This window comes from Streptomyces iakyrus (genome assembly GCF_000717055.1).
Taxonomy (GTDB): Bacteria; Actinomycetota; Actinomycetes; order Streptomycetales; family Streptomycetaceae; genus Streptomyces; species Streptomyces iakyrus.
In genome coordinates this window covers 1-17,753 of sequence record NZ_JNXI01000027.1, presented here as the reverse complement: position 1 = coordinate 17,753, position 17,753 = coordinate 1, and the positions used below count along the sequence as shown (strand labels likewise).

Sequence of the window (17,753 nt, the reverse complement as noted above, 5' to 3'; positions counted from 1 at the left end):
TCACTCGCGTTCCTCGGCGGTGGCCCGCCGCCGCATCGCCGCGAAGGCGCCGAGCCCGCCGAGGATCACCACACCCGCGACGATCCCGACCACGACTCCCGTCGACGACGCGTTGTCCGAGGACCCGCCGGAGTCCGCGGGCACCGCCGACCACCAGCTCCAGTAGCCGTCCTGGCCGTAGATGTTGCCCGCCTTCGCCGGCATGGTCGTGATCGACTTGATCTGGTCCGTCCGGAAGGCCTCGACCGCGTTCGGATACGCCATGACGTTCATGTACCCGAGGTCGTACAGCCGCGACTCCATCTGCTTGACGATGTCCGCCCGTTTGGCGGGGTCGTACTCGGTGAGCTGCCGGGCGTAGAGCTCGTCGTACTTCTTGTCGCAGATGAAGTTGTCCGTCGCGCCGGTCTCCTCGGGGGTCGCCGGAAGGGCCCCGCAGGTGTGGATGGACAGCACGAAGTCCGGGTCGGGGTTGACCGACCAGCCGTCGAACGCCAGGTCGTACTTGCCGGCCAGCCAGGGGTCGGTCACGTTGTCCAGGCAGTTGAGCCGGACGCCGATGCCGAGCTTGCCCCACCACTCCTGGAGGTACTTGCCGACCGCCTTGTCGTTCGGGTCGGTGGCGTGGCACAGCACGCGGTAGGTGATGGGCTTGCCGTCCTTGCCGACGCGCTTGCCGTCGCCGTTCTTCTTGTACCCGGCCTGGTCGAGCAGCCGCGCCGCTTCGGCCGGGTCGTAGGCCAGCTTCTGGTTCGCGGACGGCTTCCAGAAGTAGTCCTGGAAGCGCGGCGGGATGTAGCCCGCGCCCTCGACGGCGTGGCCCCGGAAGACCTTGTCGATGATGGCCTCGCGGTCCACGGCCCGGAACAGCGCGTTGCGCACCCGCTGGTCCAGCAGCGAGGGGTGGCCGTCGCCGAACTTCTCGCCGTTCTTCGCCTTCGCTCCCGGGTTGGTGGCCAGGGCGTAGAAGCGGCGGCCGGGGGCGTCGTTGACCTGGATGTTGTCCGCGCCCTTCAGGGACTCCGCCTGAGCGGGCGTCAGGGACGGGGACCCGGCGACGAAGGACACCTCGCCCTTGCGCAGCGCGGAGACCGCGGCGTCCTGGTCCTTGTAGTAGCGGAAGACCAGCTCGTCGAACTTCGGCGACCCGCGCCAGAAGCTCTTGTTGGCCTTGAGCCGGACATAGCTGTCGGCCTTGTAGCCGCTCAGCACGAACGGCCCGTTCCCCACGACGGGGAAGCTCTTGTCATTGTTGAACTCGGAGAAGTCCGAGACCTTCTCCCACACGTGCTTCGGCACGATGGGCACATCCAGTGCGGCCATCGTGGCCTGCGGCTTCTTCAGCTCGATGACCAGCTTGGTGGGGCTCGGGGCCGTCACCTTCCTGAAGTTGCCGACGTAGCTGCCGTTCGCCGTGGCCGCGCCGGTGTCGGTCATCATCTTGTTGAAGGTCCACGCCGCGTCCTCGGCGGTGGCCTGCTGCCCGTCCGACCACGTGGAGTTGTCGCGGATCGTGTACGTCCACTTCAGCTTGTCCTGCGACGGCTCCCACTTGGTGGCCAGGCCCGGGATGGCGTGGTTGTCCTTGGGGTCGTAGTTCGTCAGGTACTCGTACATGAGCCGGTGGATGCTCGTGCTGAGCAGCCGGACCGCCAGGAACGGGCTGAGCGAGTCCACGCTCTGCGCCACGGCGACGGTCAGCACCTTCTTGCCGTCGTCGGCCGCGCGGGCCTGCTGGGGCGCCGGGTCGAGCGGGGTCGCGAGACCGGCGGTGAGGGTGAGCGCGGCGGCCCCGGCCAGGGCGACGAGCCGGAGGCCGTGCGGGAGGCTGCGTTTCTGATCGTTCGTGCCCATGGTCGGACCTCGCGTCATCGCTCGGACGGGAAGGACGGGTTGATCAGCAGTCAGATGCGTGATGTGTGTGTACCAGCGGCCGTCTCCGCCCGTCAACGGCGTGTTCACCCCTTGTGGCCTGCGGAAATAACGAATTGGCGAGCTTTTCGCACTCATTGGTGGAGACCACTGACGCGCTCCTGGCCAGGGCCTGGCAACGGAATTCGCCCCTGAACGCACCGAGGCCCGCGCCGAGTCGGAACGGCGCGGGCCGGGCGGGGATCGGCCCCGGGAAAGGGGCCGATCGGGTGAGGCGATTACTGCGTCGGAGGCGGGGGCGGCGGGGTCTGCCCGTCGGGCTGCGGGTAGCCGTAGCCGGGCTGCGGGGGAGCGGCCGGGGGCTGCCCCGGCTGCGGGTACGGCTGGCCGGGGTGGGCCGCCGGTTGCCCGGGCTGCTGCCCCGGATGGCCCGGCTGCCCGGGCTGCGGGTAGGGCGGCTGACCCGCGGCCTGCGGCGGGTACGGCTGCGGCTGCCCCGGCTGGGCGTAGGGCTGACCGGGCTGGGCGTACGGCTGGCCGGGCTGGGGATGCGGCTGTCCGGGCTGCGGCTGCTGCGGATACGGGCCCGGCTGGCCGGGCGCCGGCTGCTGCTGCCCGGGGTACGGCTGCGGCTGTCCCGGCTGGGCGTAGGGCTGACCGGGCACGGGCTGACCCGGCATGGCCTGGCCGGGCAGCGGCGGGGCCGCGACCGGCGGCGGGTTTCCGTCGGACGTCCACAGGCCGTGCGCCTGCTGGTGGCGGATGAAGTCCTCGGCGACCATCGCCGTGAGGTTGAAGTACGCCTCCCGCACCTTCGGCCGCATCATGTCGAGGTCGACCTCGGCGCCGGCGGCCAGGTGCTCGTCGAAGGGCACGACGACGACGCCCCGGCAGCGCGTCTCGAAGTGCGCCACGATGTCCTCGACCTTGATCATCTTGCCGGTCTCGCGCACCCCGGAGATGACGGTGATGGACCGCGAGACGAGGTCGGCGTACCCGTGCGCGGACAGCCAGTCCAGCGTCGTGCTCGCACTGCTCGCCCCGTCCACGGACGGCGTCGAGATGATGATGAGCTGGTCGGCGAGGTCCAGCACACCGCGCATGGCGCTGTACAGCAGACCGGTACCGGAGTCGGTGAGGATCACCGGGTACTGCTTGCCCAGCACGTCGATCGCGCGCCGGTAGTCCTCGTCGTTGAACGTCGTGGACACGGCCGGGTCGACGTCGTTGGCGATGATCTCCAGACCGGAGGGCGCCTGGGACGTGAACCGCCGGATGTCCATGTACGAGTTGAGGTAGGGGATCGCCTGGACGAGGTCCCGGATGGTCGCCCCGGTCTCGCGCCGCACGCGGCGCCCGAGGGTGCCGGCATCCGGGTTGGCGTCGATCGCGAGGATCTTGTCCTGCCGTTCCGTGGCGAGCGTGGAGCCGAGCGCGGTGGTCGTGGTCGTCTTGCCGACACCGCCCTTGAGGCTGATCACGGCGATCCGGTAGCAGGACAGCACGGGCGTGCGGATCAGGTCCAGCTTCCGCTGCCGCTCGGCCTCCTCCTTCTTTCCGCCGATCTTGAACCGGCCGCCACCGGCCGCCGGACGGCTGCTCTTCGCCTTCTGCTTCTTGCTGTTGAGCAGCCGGTCGGACGACAGCTCCACGGCAGCGGTGTAACCGAGCGGTGCCGCCCCCGGGTTGGTCGGCTGCCGCTGGTCGTGCTGCATGGGCTGCGGCCAGGCGGCACCGGTACGGGGATCCACGGGCTGCTGCGGCGGCTGCTGCCCGGGGTGGGGCTGCCCCGACGGGTCGGGCTGCCCGGCGTGCGGAGGCCGGGCCTCGGGCTGCGGCTGGGCCTGCGGGGGTACGCCGGGCTGCGCCTGGGGCTGTGGCTGCTGGGCCGGCGGCTGGGGGAAGCCGTAGCCGCCCTGGGCGTCGGGGACGCCGGGCTGCGGGAAGCCGTAGCCGTCCTGCGGGGCCGGTGCGGGGGCGGGCGGAGTCGCGGGGTGCTGGGCCGGGGGCTGATGGGCGGCCGGGGCGGGGGCGCCCTGCTGGGGGAAGCCGTAGCCGCCCTGGGCGTTCGGCATGTGCGGGCCGTCCGGCTGCTGGGCCGGGGGCTGTGCGGCCGGGCCGGGGGCACCGGGGTGCGGGAAGCCGTAGCCGCCCTGCGCGTTCGGCGCGGCCGGGGCCGGGGCTCCCGGGTGCGGGAAGCCGTAGCCGGGCTGCGGAACGGGCTGGGCGGGCGGCGTCGGTGCGGGCTGCTGGTTCCACGCGGCCGGCGCGGGCTGCGGCGCCTGGGGCTGGAACGGCGGCTGCTGGGCCGGCACGTAGGGCTGCGGCGGCACCGGAGGCTGCCCCTGGGCGGCCGTCGGCTGCGGCTGAACGGGCGGGTGCGCGTCCGAGGGCTGCGCCGGGGGCTGCTGCGGCGGCGGGGCGGGCCACTCGCTCGCCGGGGCCGGAGCGGCCGGCTGGTACGACGGCGGCAGCGGCGGCATGCCCTGCGGGGGCGGGGGAGTGGAGTCGGACGGCGCGCTCGGCCGGGCATCGGGCGCGGCCGGTACGGCGTCCTCCGGCTCGTCCTGCGCGGGCGCGCTGTCGGCGGGGGGCGCCTCGGCCGGCTCGGCAGCGGGCGCCACCGAGTCCTCGCGCTCCTGCTCGGCCCCGGCCGGCACCGCGTCCGCAGGCTCGTCGGAGGGGGCGTCGGCGTCGAGGAGGGCGTCCTCGGGCTGCGCCTGCTCGGCCTCGGTCTCGTCGGCCGCGGCGTCTTCCGGCCCGGCGTCCTGGGCCTCGCTGCCGTCGGACTCGGTGTCCTCGGGTGCCGCAACCTGCGGCTCAGGGACGTCCTCGGCTTCCGGCCGGGTGTCCTCCGGCCGGGCCTCCTCGGCCGACGGCACGTCGGTGAAGGCGTCCGCGTCCAGCGCGTACTCCGAAACCGCGGAGTCGTCGCCCTCCACACCGGGATCCTCGTCCTCCGGGGCATCGGCACGGGCAGCGCCGTCGGCCCCGTCGGCGTCCTCCGCCCCGGTGGCTTCGGGCTCCTCGGGCTCCTCGGGCGCCTCGGTCGCGGAAGCCGCCTCCGCAGCGGCACGCTCCTCGATATCGCGCTTCAGGGCGACGGCGGAGAAACGCATGGTGGCGCCGCTCTCCAGATCGCCGTTCTCCGGCTCCGCGGCATCGACGGGAGCCGCCGCGGCCTCGGGAGCGCCCGGAGCGTCCTGAGCGGCAGGCGCAGTCTCCGGAGCGGCAGGCGGAGTCGCCGGAGCGGCAGGCGGAGTCGCCGGAGCCTCGGGAGCGGCCGGTGCCTCCGGTGGAGCCGACGGCGTCCACGGCGACTGGTACCCGGCGACCGGGATGTTCGGCACAGCCGTAGGAGAGGCCGCGCCACCCGCGGGCGCCTCGGTCTGCCCCTGAGGCCGGCCTTCCGGCTGCGAGGCCTCCGGCTGCGAGCCCCGCGGCTCGAACCCGCTCCCCATCGGAAGCCTGGGCACGGCCGAGGGACCCCCCGAAGAAGGCGCGGGCGGCGTCGGCGGTGTGAAGGGCGTACCCGGCGCGGGCGCGGGAGGCGTGAACGGAGCGCCCGGCGCGGGCGCCGGCGCGGGCGGGGTGAAGGGCGCCCCGGGAGCCGGCGCCGGAACCGGTGCGGAGGCCTGCCCCGGCAGGGACGTCGGAAGGGACGAAGGCCCACCGGAAGGGTTGGCGTGCGGCGGCGGAGTCAGCCCGGGCAGCGGCGGCACCGGCCCCTTCGGCCTCCCGGGCACACCGGGCGTCCCGGCGGCCCCCGGAGTTCCGGAAGCCCCGGCCCCGGAACCCCCGGGCACACCGGAACCCCCCGGCCCGGAACCGGGCGCCCCCGAAGCACTGGAGTCCTCGGACGCCCCCGCCCCCTGCCCCGAGCTCGCGTTGCCCGAGGCGTTCTGCGTGTACCAGGCGGGCGGCGCGTAGTCGATGGTGAACTCGCCCGTCACCTCCGCTGCGGACTCCGCGTCGGGCTGGTCATCGCCGGGTGTCGCCCAGCCCCCGCGGATCCCGTCCCGATCGCTGCTCACAGTGTTCCTCCTGGTGTGGTCGAGCACCCTCATGCCGTGCTGGGGCGACCCTTGCTTGTCGTCCGACGTCGTGCGAAGTCGTTTGAGGCGTATCGAGGTCGTCCGAGGTCGTCCGCTCCACAGGCTCCCCCGCCTTCCCCCCTGGGACGCCGACGCCTACCACGGGTTCTGACGGCGCGCCCCGTCCCAGCCTAATCACCACAAGCCCCGCCACGGCAGGCCCGTCCACCCCCGAGCAGCCGTCCGCCGCGTCACAACCTGCCCAGAAGGTGCCCGGAAGTGACGTATACGGCACGCACTTTGGTGAAGAAAAGGGACGACATATGTGAAGAGTCGTGAACCGCCTTGCGGAACAGCCGCCTTGAGGCCATGAGGAAGCAGTCGCCTTGCGGCGGAGGAGACATGCGAAGAGGGGCGGCCGTTCACCGGCTCACCCCTCGTCGTCCATCGTGACGCCTACTGCCCGGCGTCAGGCACTCCGTCGCGCGCCCCCGGCTCAAGATCGAACTCCCCGTCCCGGGCCCCCAGCACGAACGCCCGCCACTCCGCCTCCGTGTAGCGCAGCACCGTGTCCGGGTCGAGCGACGACCGCATCGCCACGGCCCCCTCGGGCAGGTAGGCGATCTCGACCCGCTCCTCGTGCCCCTCGGTGCCCGGCGCGCTGTGCCACTCGACACCGGAGATGTCGAGGGCGTAGAGCTCGTCCCGCTCCCGCTCCTTGCGTGCCTTGATCTCCTCAGCCGTCTCCGCCATGCCGCAGCGACCCCTTCCCGACGTACGAACGATCCGAATCTGCTCACCCTAGTGGCCCCCTCCGCTCCGGCTGGGGGGTTCGAAGGACCAGGGCAAAGAGGCCCCCGGCCGCCTGGTACGCTGGTCGACGGCCGTTTGTGTACGCACCCCCGGAGCTCACCGCTCTGGAGGCCGCGCCCAGCGGATCCCCGCCTTCCGAGTCATGGAAGCTCCCCCGAGACACCGACCGGGGGCACTCGGTGGCCATCACAGACTACGAGGAGTACGCGTGCCGCTCGACGCCGCTACGAAGAAGCAGATCATCACCGAGTTCGGCCAGAAGGAGGGCGACACCGGCTCCCCCGAGGTCCAGGTCGCCATGCTCTCGCGCCGCATCTCGGACCTGACCGAGCACCTCAAGACCCACAAGCACGACCACCACTCCCGCCGTGGTCTGCTGATCCTCGTGGGTCAGCGCCGCCGCCTTCTCCAGTACCTGGCGAAGAAGGACATCCAGCGCTTCCGCGCGCTGGTCGACCGCCTCGGCATCCGCCGCGGTGCGGCGGGCGCCAAGTAAGACGCCGTGAGGGGAGCGGTTCCCGGGAAATCGGGGCCGCTCCCTTTGCTGTACGTGCGGAGTGTCACCACTGCTTTGTAGTGTGGTAGCACAACGCAATACGGACGACACAGCACGACAAGAAGAGGAGAGGCGCACCCAGCCGCCGCCGGTCCTCGGTAGTGGCCCCCGGGAGAGTGAACCCCGGGTGCTTCGATCGAAGACCGGCCCGCACAGCACGGCGCGCTTCTCCGCAACCGTCCCCCTGCCACACGGGCAGGGCGACGAGGACGAGGAGAAAACACTAGTGGAGAACGAGACCCACTACGCCGAGGCCGTCATCGACAACGGCGCCTTCGGCACCCGCACCATCCGCTTCGAGACGGGCCGCCTGGCCAAGCAGGCCGCCGGCTCCGCCGTGGCGTACCTGGACGACGACACCATGGTGCTGTCGGCCACCACCGCCTCCAAGAACCCCAAGGACCAGCTCGACTTCTTCCCCCTCACGGTGGACGTCGAGGAGCGGATGTACGCCGCCGGCAAGATCCCCGGCAGCTTCTTCCGCCGTGAGGGCCGTCCCTCCGAGGACGCGATCCTCACCTGCCGCCTGATCGACCGCCCGCTGCGCCCGTCCTTCAAGAAGGGCCTGCGCAACGAGATCCAGGTCGTCGCCACGATCATGGCGCTCAACCCCGACCACCTGTACGACGTCGTCGCGATCAACGCCGCGTCCGCGTCCACGCAGCTGGCCGGCCTGCCCTTCTCCGGCCCGATCGGCGGCGTCCGCGTCGCGCTGATCAGCAACCAGTGGGTGGCCTTCCCGACGCACTCCGAGCTCGAGGACGCCGTCTTCGACATGGTCGTCGCGGGCCGCACCCTGGAGGACGGCGACGTCGCGATCATGATGGTCGAGGCCGAGGCCACCGAGAAGACCATCCAGCTGGTCAAGGGCGGCGCCGAGGCGCCCACCGAGGAGGTCGTCGCCGCCGGTCTGGAGGCCGCGAAGCCCTTCATCAAGGTGCTGTGCAAGGCCCAGGCCGACCTCGCCGCGAAGGCCGCCAAGCCCACCGGCGAGTTCCCGATCTTCCTCGACTACCAGGACGACGTCCTGGAGGCGCTCACCGCCGCCGTCAAGCCGGAGCTCGCCTCCGCGCTGACCATCGCCGGCAAGCAGGAGCGCGAGTCCGAGCTGGACCGCGTCAAGGCGCTCGCCGCCGAGAAGCTCCTGCCGGAGTTCGAAGGCCGCGAGAAGGAGATCTCCGCCGCGTACCGCTCGCTGACCAAGACCCTGGTCCGTGAGCGCGTCATCAAGGAGAAGAAGCGCATCGACGGCCGCGGTGTCACCGACATCCGCACCCTGGCCGCCGAGGTCGAGGCCATCCCGCGGGTCCACGGCTCCGCCGTGTTCGAGCGTGGCGAGACCCAGATCCTGGGCGTCACCACCCTCAACATGCTCCGCATGGAGCAGCAGCTGGACACCCTCTCCCCGGTGACCCGCAAGCGCTACATGCACAACTACAACTTCCCGCCCTACTCCACCGGTGAGACGGGCCGCGTCGGCTCCCCCAAGCGCCGCGAGATCGGCCACGGCGCCCTCGCCGAGCGCGCCCTCGTGCCGGTCCTGCCGACGCGCGAGGAGTTCCCCTACGCGATCCGCCAGGTCTCCGAGGCGCTGAGCTCCAACGGCTCGACGTCCATGGGCTCGGTCTGCGCCTCCACCATGTCGCTGCTGAACGCCGGTGTGCCGCTGAAGGCCCCCGTCGCCGGTATCGCCATGGGCCTGATCTCCCAGGAGATCGAGGGCGAGACGCACTACGTCACCCTCACCGACATCCTCGGTGCGGAGGACGCCTTCGGCGACATGGACTTCAAGGTCGCCGGCACCAAGGAGTTCGTGACCGCCCTCCAGCTCGACACCAAGCTGGACGGCATCCCGGCCTCCGTCCTGGCCGCGGCCCTCAAGCAGGCCCGTGACGCCCGCCTCCACATCCTCGACGTGATGATGGAAGCGATCGACACGCCGGACGAGATGTCCCCGAACGCCCCGCGGATCATCACCGTCAAGATCCCCGTGGACAAGATCGGCGAGGTCATCGGCCCCAAGGGCAAGATGATCAACCAGATCCAGGAGGACACCGGCGCCGACATCACGATCGAGGACGACGGCACGATCTACATCGGCGCGGTCGACGGACCGTCCGCCGAGGCCGCCCGCACCACGATCAACGGCATCGCCAACCCGACCATGCCGGAGGTCGGCGAGCGCTACCTGGGCACGGTCGTGAAGACGACCACCTTCGGCGCGTTCGTGTCGCTGCTCCCGGGCAAGGACGGTCTGCTGCACATCTCGCAGATCCGCAAGCTCGCCGGCGGCAAGCGCGTGGAGAACGTCGAGGACGTCCTCGGTGTGGGCCACAAGGTCCAGGTCGAGATCGCCGAGATCGACTCCCGCGGCAAGCTCTCCCTGATCCCGGTCATCGAGGGCGAAGAAGGCGACGAGAAGAAGGACGACGGCGACAAGTGACGTCCCGCGGCTTCCAGGCGACGGCCCGCACCTCTTCGGAGGCGCGGGCCGTCGCCCGTACCCAAACCCTCATCAAGGGCCAGAACGGCATCGGCACGGTCCGCAAGACCACCCTCCCGGGCGGCCTGCGCATCGTCACCGAAACCCTGCCCTCGGTCCGCTCCGCGACCTTCGGCATCTGGGCGCACGTCGGCTCCCGCGACGAGACCCCAGCCCTGAACGGCGCCACCCACTACCTGGAGCACCTGCTCTTCAAGGGCACCGGCCACAGGTCCGCCCTGGACATCTCCGCCGCGCTCGACGCGGTCGGCGGCGAGATGAACGCGTTCACGGCGAAGGAGTACACGTGCTACTACGCACGCGTGCTCGATACCGACCTGCCGCTCGCCATCGATGTCGTCTGCGACATGCTCACGGGCTCCCTCATCCTCGAAGAGGACGTCAACGTCGAGCGCGGCGCGATCCTCGAAGAGATCGCCATGACCGAGGACGACCCGGGCGACTGCGTGCACGACCTGTTCGCGCACACGATGTTCGGCGACAACCCCCTCGGCCGCCCGGTCCTCGGCACGGTCGACACGGTCAACGCCCTCACCGCCGACCGCATCCGCCGCTTCTACAAGAAGCACTACGACCCCACGCACCTGGTCGTCGCCTGCGCCGGCAACATCGACCACGCCAAGGTCGTACGACAGGTCCGCACCGCCTTCGAGGAGGCCGGTGCCCTCAAGGACCTCGCCGCCGACCCCGTCGCCCCGCGCAGCGGCAAGCGGGCCCTGCGCACCGCGGGCCGCGTCGACCTGATCGACCGCAAGACCGAGCAGGCGCACGTCGTGCTCGGCATGCCCGGCCTGTCCCGCACGGACGAGCGTCGCTGGGCCCTGGGCGTGCTGAACACCGCCCTCGGTGGCGGCATGTCCTCCCGCCTCTTCCAGGAGGTCCGCGAGAAGCGCGGCCTGGCCTACAGCGTGTACTCGTACACCTCCGGCTTCGCCGACTGCGGCCTGTTCGGCGTCTACGCCGGCTGCAGGCCCTCGCAGGTGCACGACGTGCTGAAGATCTGCCGCGACGAACTCGACCACGTCGCCGAGCACGGCCTCTCCGACGACGAGATCGCACGGGCCATCGGCCAGCTCCGGGGCTCCACGGTCCTCGGCCTGGAGGACACCGGCGCGCTGATGAACCGTATCGGCAAGAGCGAGCTGTGCTGGGGCGAGCAGATGTCCGTCGACGACATGCTGGCCCGGATAACGTCGGTCACCCCGGACGACGTCCGCGAGGTCGCCCGCGAGATCCTGGGACGGCGGCCCTCCCTGTCGGTCATCGGCCCGCTGAAGGACAAACAGGCGGCCCGCCTGAACGATGCCGTCGCCTGACCAATCCCTCCTGACCGATCCCTGGGGAAGGAAGCACAAGAGATGAGCAAGCTGCGCGTGGCGGTCCTCGGCGCCAAGGGCCGGATCGGCTCCGAAGCCGTACGAGCCGTCGAAGCCGCCGACGACCTCGAACTGGTCGCCGCCCTCGGCCGGGGCGACAAGCTGGAGACCCTGACCGAATCGGGCGCCCAGGTCGCGGTCGAACTGACCACGCCCGACTCGGTCATGGCCAACCTCGAATTCTGCGTCGGCCACGGCATCCACACGGTCGTCGGCACCACCGGCTGGACCGACGAGCGCCTCGCGCAGCTGAACGGCTGGCTGTCCACCTCCCCGGAGACGGGCGTGCTCATCGCGCCGAACTTCTCCATCGGGGCCGTACTGAACATGAAGTTCGCCCAGATCGCGGCACCGTACTTCGAGTCGGTGGAGGTCATCGAGCTCCACCACCCGAAGAAGGTCGACGCGCCATCGGGCACCGCCACGCGCACGGCCCAGCTCATCGCGTCGGCTCGTGCCGAGGCGGGTGCGGCCCAGGCACCCGACGCCACGGAGACGGCTCTGGACGGCGCGCGGGGCGCGGACGTCGACGGCATTCCCGTGCACTCCGTCCGCCTGCGCGGCCTGCTGGCCCACCAGGAGGTCCTCCTGGGCGGCGAGGGCGAGACGCTCACCATCCGCCACGACTCCCTCCACCACAGCAGCTTCATGCCGGGCATCCTGCTCGGCGTCCGCCGCGTGGTGAGCACCCCGGGCCTGACCTTTGGCCTGGAACACTTCCTGGACCTGAACTGAGTCTCTGACCGTCATGCGCGCGAAGCTCACCTACGCCCTCACGGCCGCCGTCCTGGTCGTCTACTTCGTCCTGGTCGGCAGCCGCGGCGTCCTGCTCATCGAGACCGGCACGCCCCTCACCGTCACCTTCGGTGTCGCGGTGCTGATCCTGCCGGTCATCGGCCTGTGGTTCCTGTGGAAGAACACCCAGTTCGCCCGCAAGGCGAGCCAACTCGCCGCCGAACTCGACGCCGAGGGCGGTCTGCCCGTCGACGAACTGCGGCGCACCCCCAGCGGGCGCATCGACCGCGACTCCGCCGACGAGGTCTTCGCCAAGCGCAAGGCCGAGACGGAGGACGCCCCCGACGACTGGCGCACCTGGTTCCGCCTCGCCGTCGCCTACCATGACGCCCGCGACACCCCCCGTGCCCGCAAGGCGATGCAGCGCGCGATCGCCCTGCACGACGGCAAGCAGCCGGAAGCGGCCTGAACATGACGGCGGGGCCGGACCGTGCAAACGGTCCGGCCCCGCCGCCATGACAGGGAGGAGGTCAGCGCGGGCCGTACTCCTCGGCCCACGCCTCGACCGAGTCCGCCGCCCGGTCGAAAGCCACCGCGCGGCCCAGGAAGTCCGCGTTGTGCGTCGTCATCAGGGGCGGCATGCCGCCTGCTCCCTGACGTCCGAGCAGCAGCGCCTGCCCCTGCACGGTCCGCGGCAGCCCCAGCCAGCGCACCGGCTGCTGCACCGTACGCACGGAGACGACCTGCGCCCAGGGCGCCGTACGTGTCGTGAGGAAACCCACGTTCCGCAGCCCGCGGGCGCTGACCCACACGCCCATGCGCAGCAGCCGCAGCGCCGCGGCGATGACGAGCAGCGCGAGGGCGAACACGATCCCGGCCGACGTCGGTTCGGCCGTCGCGGCGATGATGACCGCGGCGAACAGCACGAACGAGGCGAGCAGCAGCGCCAGCGCCGCGACGGCGACGCGCCACGGCCCGGGCCGGTACGGCCGCCGCCAGCGGTCACGGTCGTCGTGGGGCAGCGGAACGTCGTCCGCCGCCTCGAAAACGCGGTCGGCCGTCAGGAAGGGCAGGGGCACGGCTGGTCCTCACTCGATCCATGCGTGGGCTGTGCCCGGTGAGGCTACCGATCTGTGTCCCCGGTCACCACTGGCGGGGGGCCGGATGGAGTCACCGCCGGTGCGGTGCGGTTCAGCGCCTCTCGGACGCCTGTGACTGCTGAGGCTGATCAGCCGTCTTGTCGGGCGTCAGCGCGGGAGTCCCGATGAGCAGGGACCCCACGAGCCCCGCCACGAGGGTGACCCCCAGCAGCCAGCGGCCGGCCACCTCACCGACGGACGACCGCTCGCGCGGTGGGGGAGTGACATTGCTGCGGAACCTGTCGGCCTCGGCGACGAAGGCAAACGGTACGGGTTCACGCCGACCGAACATCAGGGGTACGTCTCCTTCAAGGGTGGAACGGATCACTTTCGTCTGTAGAGACGAACGAACTCCCTCAGAGGTGCCCTGTTTCACCAACTTCATTGCGGCACGCCACCGATCGCACTGAATTGGCCGGGCCGTAGAGTGGCGTCGCCACACGACGAGATGGGAAGGCCCTGCCAACCGTGACCGACACCCCCGCCGACGACCTCAAGCCCAGCTACCGCAGCGACGTCACCGTCGAGCTGGTCAAGCACACCGCGTCCGACGCGGACGTCCTCTTCGCCGCCCGCGTCTCGACCCTGGGCGAGCAGTCCCTGGACGAGCTGAAGAAGGACCCCGAGCGTTCCAAGGGCCTGATCAACTACCTGATGCGGGACCGGCACGGCAGCCCCTTCGAGCACAACTCGATGACCTTTCTCATCAGCGCCCCGATCTTCGTCTTCCGCGAGTTCATGCGGCACCGCGTCGGCTGGTCGTACAACGAGGAGAGCGGCCGTTACCGCGAGCTCCAGCCCGTCTTCTACGTCCCGGACGAGTCCCGCAAACTGGTCCAGGAGGGCCGCCCGGGCAAGTACGTCTTCGTGGAGGGCACCCAGGCCCAGCAGGAGCTCGTCGGCCGTGTGATGGAGGACTCCTACCGGCAGGCGTACGAGGCCTACCAGGAGATGCTCGCCGCCGGCGTCGCCCGCGAGGTGGCCCGGGCGGTCCTCCCGGTCGGCCTGTACTCGTCGATGTACGCCACCTGCAACGCCCGCTCGCTGATGCACTTCCTCGGCCTGCGCACCCAGCACGAGCTGGCGAAGGTCCCGTCCTTCCCGCAGCGCGAGATCGAGATGGTCGGCGAGAAGATGGAGGCCGAGTGGTCCCGGCTCATGCCGCTCACGTACGCCGCCTTCAACGCGAACGGACGAGTGGCGCCGTAACGGGCCGGGGCCCCAGGCCCCCGGCCAGGTACAGATGTACGGTTCAGCCGCGCGAAGTGTCCGTATTGCGGCATTTGGAGAAGTTCATCTAGCCTGATCAAACGGGTCCGGCACTGCTTGAACCCCCGAGCAGGCAGTGCCGGGCTCCACTTTTGTCGCGACTTGTCACCTGCCCCGCGGGCAGACCCGGTCCTGAGCAACGAGTAGCGTGTAACCCATGGCTCCGACCTCGACTCCGCAGACCCCCTTCGGGCGGGTCCTCACCGCCATGGTCACGCCCTTCACGGCGGACGGCGCACTCGACCTCGACGGCGCGCAGCGGCTCGCCGCCCACCTGGTGGACGCAGGCAACGACGGCCTGATCATCAACGGCACCACCGGCGAGTCCCCGACCACCAGCGACGCGGAGAAAGCGGATCTCGTGCGGGCCGTCCTGGAGGCGGTCGGAGACCGCGCCCACGTGGTGGCCGGAGTCGGCACCAACGACACGCACCACAGCATGGAACTCGCCCGTGCAGCAGAGCGCATCGGCGCGCACGGCCTGCTCGTCGTGACCCCGTATTACAACAAGCCCCCGCAGGAGGGCCTCTACCGGCACTTCACGGCGGTCGCCGACACCACCGGCCTCCCGGTGATGCTCTACGACATCCCCGGCCGCAGCGGCGTCCCGATCAACACCGAGACGCTCGTCCGCCTCTCCGAGCACCCGCGGATCGTCGCCAACAAGGACGCCAAGGGCGACCTCGGCCGCGCCAGCTGGGCCATCGCCCGCTCCGGCCTCGCCTGGTACTCCGGCGACGACATGCTGAACCTGCCCCTGCTCTCGGTCGGCGCGGTCGGCTTCGTCTCCGTCGTCGGCCACGTCGTCACCCCCGAGCTGCGCGCCCTGGTCGAGGCGTACACCTCGGGCGACGTCCAGAAGGCCACCGAGATCCACCAGCAGCTGCTCCCCGTGTACACGGGTATGTTCCGCACCCAGGGCGTGATGACGACCAAGGCGGCACTCGCCCTCCAGGGGCTGCCCGGCGGGCCGCTGCGCGCCCCCATGGTCGAGTGCGCGCCCGAGGAGATCGAACAACTCAAGATCGATCTTGCCGCCGGCGGGGTACAGCTCTGACATCAGACTTCGCGCGGATCCCCGCGCAACTGCTTCACAACTGAATAAGCGGGCCACCGGTGCCCGCACACCCCACACAGACAACTGCTTCTGCACGAACGTCACGCGCGCCACGTGCCCCACCGGTACGTGGCGTGCGTGGTGAGGAGAGTCTTTTGAGTCATCCGCATCCCGAACTCCGTACGCCCCCGCCGCTCCCCGAGGGCGGCCTGCGCGTCACTCCGCTCGGCGGCCTCGGCGAAATCGGCCGGAACATGACGGTCTTCGAATTCGGCGGCCGCCTCCTGATCGTCGACTGCGGAGTGCTCTTCCCCGAGGAGGAGCAGCCCGGCATCGACCTGATCCTGCCGGACTTCTCGTCCATCAGGGACCGCCTCGACGACATCGAGGGCATCGTGCTCACGCACGGCCACGAGGACCACATCGGCGGTGTCCCCTTCCTCCTGCGCGAGAAGCCGGACATCCCGCTGATCGGCTCCAAGCTGACCCTCGCCCTCATCGAGGCCAAGCTCCAGGAGCACCGCATCCGCCCCTACACGCTGGAGGTGGCGGAGGGGCACCGCGAGCGCATCGGCCCCTTCGACTGCGAGTTCATCGCGGTCAACCACTCCATCCCGGACGCGCTGGCCGTGGCCATCCGCACCCCCGCGGGCATGGCGGTCCACACCGGCGACTTCAAGATGGACCAGCTCCCGCTGGACAGCCGGCTCACGGACCTCCACGCATTCGCACGCCTGAGCGAGGAGGGCATCGACCTCCTCCTCTCGGACTCGACGAACGCCGAGGTACCGGGCTTCGTCCCGCCCGAGCGGGAGATCTCCAACGTCCTGCGCCAGGTCTTCGCGGGCGCCCGCAAGCGCATCATCGTCGCGAGCTTCGCCAGCCACGTGCACCGCATCCAGCAGATCCTGGACGCCGCGCACGAGTACGGCCGCCGCGTCGCCTTCGTCGGCCGCTCCATGGTCCGCAACATGGGCATCGCGCGGGACCTGGGCTACCTGAGGGTCCCCCCGGGCCTGGTCGTGGACGTAAAGACGCTCGACGACCTCCCGGACAGCGAGGTCGTCCTGGTCTGCACGGGCTCCCAGGGCGAACCGATGGCGGCCCTGTCCCGCATGGCCAACCGCGACCACCAGATCCGCATCGTCCAGGGCGACACGGTCATCCTGGCGTCGTCCCTGATCCCCGGCAACGAGAACGCGGTCTACCGCGTGATCAACGGCCTGACCCGCTGGGGCGCCAACGTCGTCCACAAGGGCAACGCCAAGGTCCACGTCTCCGGCCACGCCTCCGCGGGCGAGCTGCTGTACTTCTACAACATCTGCCGCCCGAAGAACCTGATGCCGGTGCACGGCGAATGGCGCCACCTCCGGGCCAACGCCGAGCTGGGCGCCCTGACCGGCGTCCCGCACGACCGCATCGTCATCGCCGAGGACGGCGTCGCCGTCGACCTCATCGAGGGCAAGGCCAAGATCTCCGGCAAGGTCCAGGCGGGCTACGTCTACGTCGACGGCCTCTCCGTCGGTGACGTGGGCGAGCCGGCCCTGAAGGACCGCAGGATCCTCGGCGACGAGGGCATCATCTCGGTCTTCCTGGTCATCGACTCCTCCACCGGGAAGATCACCGGCGGCCCGCACATCCAGGCCAGAGGCTCCGGCATCGAGGACTCCGCCTTCGCCGACGTGATCCCCAGGATCACGGAGGTGCTCGAACGCTCCGCCCAGGACGGCGTGGTCGAACCCCACCAGCTCCAGCAGCTCGTACGCCGCACGCTGGGCAAGTGGGTCTCGGACACCTACCGGCGCCGCCCGATGATCCTGCCTGTGGTGGTGGAGGTCTGACGGCCCGTCGGGTCTGAGCCGACGCCAACTGGGAGCGGGGCGCCTCGATTTGCATCGAGGCGCCCCGCTCCAGTAGGTTTACAACTCCTCCCGACGGGGCACCCGGGCCAACTCAGGCACCAGGGACCATGCCCGGCCGGGGCGGGAAATCCGACTCAGAACTTCTGATAAAGTCGGAACCGCCGGAAAGGGAAACGCGAAAGCGGGAACCTGGAAAGCGCCGAGGAAATCGGGTCGGAAAGATCTGATAGAGTCGGAAACGCAACACCGAAGGGAAGCGCCCGGAGGAAAGCCTGAGAGGGTGAGTACAAAGGAAGCGACCGTTCCTTGAGAACTCAACAGATCGGACAACCGATGGTCGAGGTTCCTTTGAAATAACACAGCGAGGACGCTGTGAACGGTCGGGCCTATTCCGCCTGACTGTTCCGCTCTCGTGGTGTTGCACCGGATTACCGGTACACATTCACGGAGAGTTTGATCCTGGCTCAGGACGAACGCTGGCGGCGTGCTTAACACATGCAAGTCGAACGATGAACCACTTCGGTGGGGATTAGTGGC

General features: G+C 70.4%; 13 protein-coding genes and 1 rRNA gene. 9 read left to right on the top strand and 5 right to left on the bottom strand.

Annotated features, from left to right (window positions below; genetic code table 11):
- The 3 genes from OO68_RS33725 to OO68_RS33710 form a co-directional block, all read right to left on the bottom strand.
- Window positions 1-1,854 carry an ABC transporter substrate-binding protein gene (locus OO68_RS33725; RefSeq protein ID WP_033313030.1) on the bottom strand — a complete coding sequence of 618 codons (1,854 nt, stop codon included), beginning with the start codon at window positions 1,852-1,854 and terminating at the stop codon, window positions 1-3.
- A gap of 296 nt (window positions 1,855-2,150) precedes the next feature.
- A complete protein-coding gene (locus tag OO68_RS43225) occupies window positions 2,151-5,906 on the bottom strand; it encodes an SCO5717 family growth-regulating ATPase (RefSeq protein WP_106974485.1) in 3,756 nt (1,251 codons plus the stop codon).
- 456 nt (window positions 5,907-6,362) lie between these two features.
- Window positions 6,363-6,659, bottom strand: a complete 297-nt coding sequence (locus OO68_RS33710) for a DUF397 domain-containing protein (protein ID WP_033313025.1) — start codon at window positions 6,657-6,659, stop codon at window positions 6,363-6,365.
- 268 nt (window positions 6,660-6,927) lie between these two features.
- On the opposite strand from OO68_RS33710, the gene rpsO reads away from it, so the two are divergent.
- The 5 genes from rpsO to OO68_RS33685 all read left to right on the top strand — a co-directional run bounded on the left by rpsO (window position 6,928) and on the right by OO68_RS33685 (window position 12,358).
- A complete protein-coding gene (gene rpsO / locus OO68_RS33705; RefSeq protein ID WP_003993372.1) occupies window positions 6,928-7,215 on the top strand; it encodes a 30S ribosomal protein S15 in 288 nt (95 codons plus the stop codon).
- A gap of 286 nt (window positions 7,216-7,501) precedes the next feature.
- On the top strand, window positions 7,502-9,718 hold the full coding sequence (locus tag OO68_RS33700; protein WP_033313023.1) for a polyribonucleotide nucleotidyltransferase: 2,217 nt from the start codon (window positions 7,502-7,504) through the stop codon (window positions 9,716-9,718).
- Window positions 9,715-11,094, top strand: coding sequence for a M16 family metallopeptidase (locus OO68_RS33695; protein WP_033313022.1), 1,380 nt, complete (start codon window positions 9,715-9,717; stop codon window positions 11,092-11,094). Before OO68_RS33700 ends, OO68_RS33695 begins: the two co-directional genes overlap by 4 nt.
- A gap of 42 nt (window positions 11,095-11,136) precedes the next feature.
- A complete protein-coding gene (gene dapB, locus OO68_RS33690; protein WP_033313020.1) occupies window positions 11,137-11,889 on the top strand; it encodes a 4-hydroxy-tetrahydrodipicolinate reductase in 753 nt (250 codons plus the stop codon).
- Window positions 11,890-11,902: 13 nt separating this feature from the next.
- The gene (locus OO68_RS33685; RefSeq protein WP_033313018.1) at window positions 11,903-12,358 is read left to right on the top strand and encodes a tetratricopeptide repeat protein; all 456 of its coding nucleotides are present in this window, start codon (window positions 11,903-11,905) and stop codon (window positions 12,356-12,358) included.
- A gap of 61 nt (window positions 12,359-12,419) precedes the next feature.
- Here OO68_RS33685 and OO68_RS33680 read toward each other — a convergent pair whose 3' ends face one another.
- Complete coding sequence (locus tag OO68_RS33680; protein ID WP_033313017.1) at window positions 12,420-12,968, bottom strand: SCO5741 family PH domain-containing membrane protein; 549 nt, start codon at window positions 12,966-12,968, stop codon at window positions 12,420-12,422.
- Window positions 12,969-13,080: 112 nt separating this feature from the next.
- Window positions 13,081-13,320: a hypothetical protein gene (locus OO68_RS33675; RefSeq protein ID WP_033313016.1), complete on the bottom strand. Its 240-nt coding sequence runs from the start codon at window positions 13,318-13,320 to the stop codon at window positions 13,081-13,083.
- Between the two features lie 176 nt (window positions 13,321-13,496).
- Here OO68_RS33675 and thyX point away from each other — a divergent pair, with 176 nt between their 5' ends.
- The 4 genes from thyX to OO68_RS33655 form a co-directional block, all read left to right on the top strand.
- Window positions 13,497-14,237: an FAD-dependent thymidylate synthase gene (gene thyX / locus OO68_RS33670; protein WP_033313015.1), complete on the top strand. Its 741-nt coding sequence runs from the start codon at window positions 13,497-13,499 to the stop codon at window positions 14,235-14,237.
- Between the two features lie 217 nt (window positions 14,238-14,454).
- Window positions 14,455-15,354, top strand: a complete 900-nt coding sequence (gene dapA / locus OO68_RS33665; RefSeq protein WP_033313014.1) for a 4-hydroxy-tetrahydrodipicolinate synthase — start codon at window positions 14,455-14,457, stop codon at window positions 15,352-15,354.
- Window positions 15,355-15,509: 155 nt separating this feature from the next.
- Complete coding sequence (locus tag OO68_RS33660; protein ID WP_033313012.1) at window positions 15,510-17,195, top strand: ribonuclease J; 1,686 nt, start codon at window positions 15,510-15,512, stop codon at window positions 17,193-17,195.
- 462 nt (window positions 17,196-17,657) lie between these two features.
- Window positions 17,658-17,753, top strand: a 16S ribosomal RNA gene (locus OO68_RS33655); the annotation flags it as partial.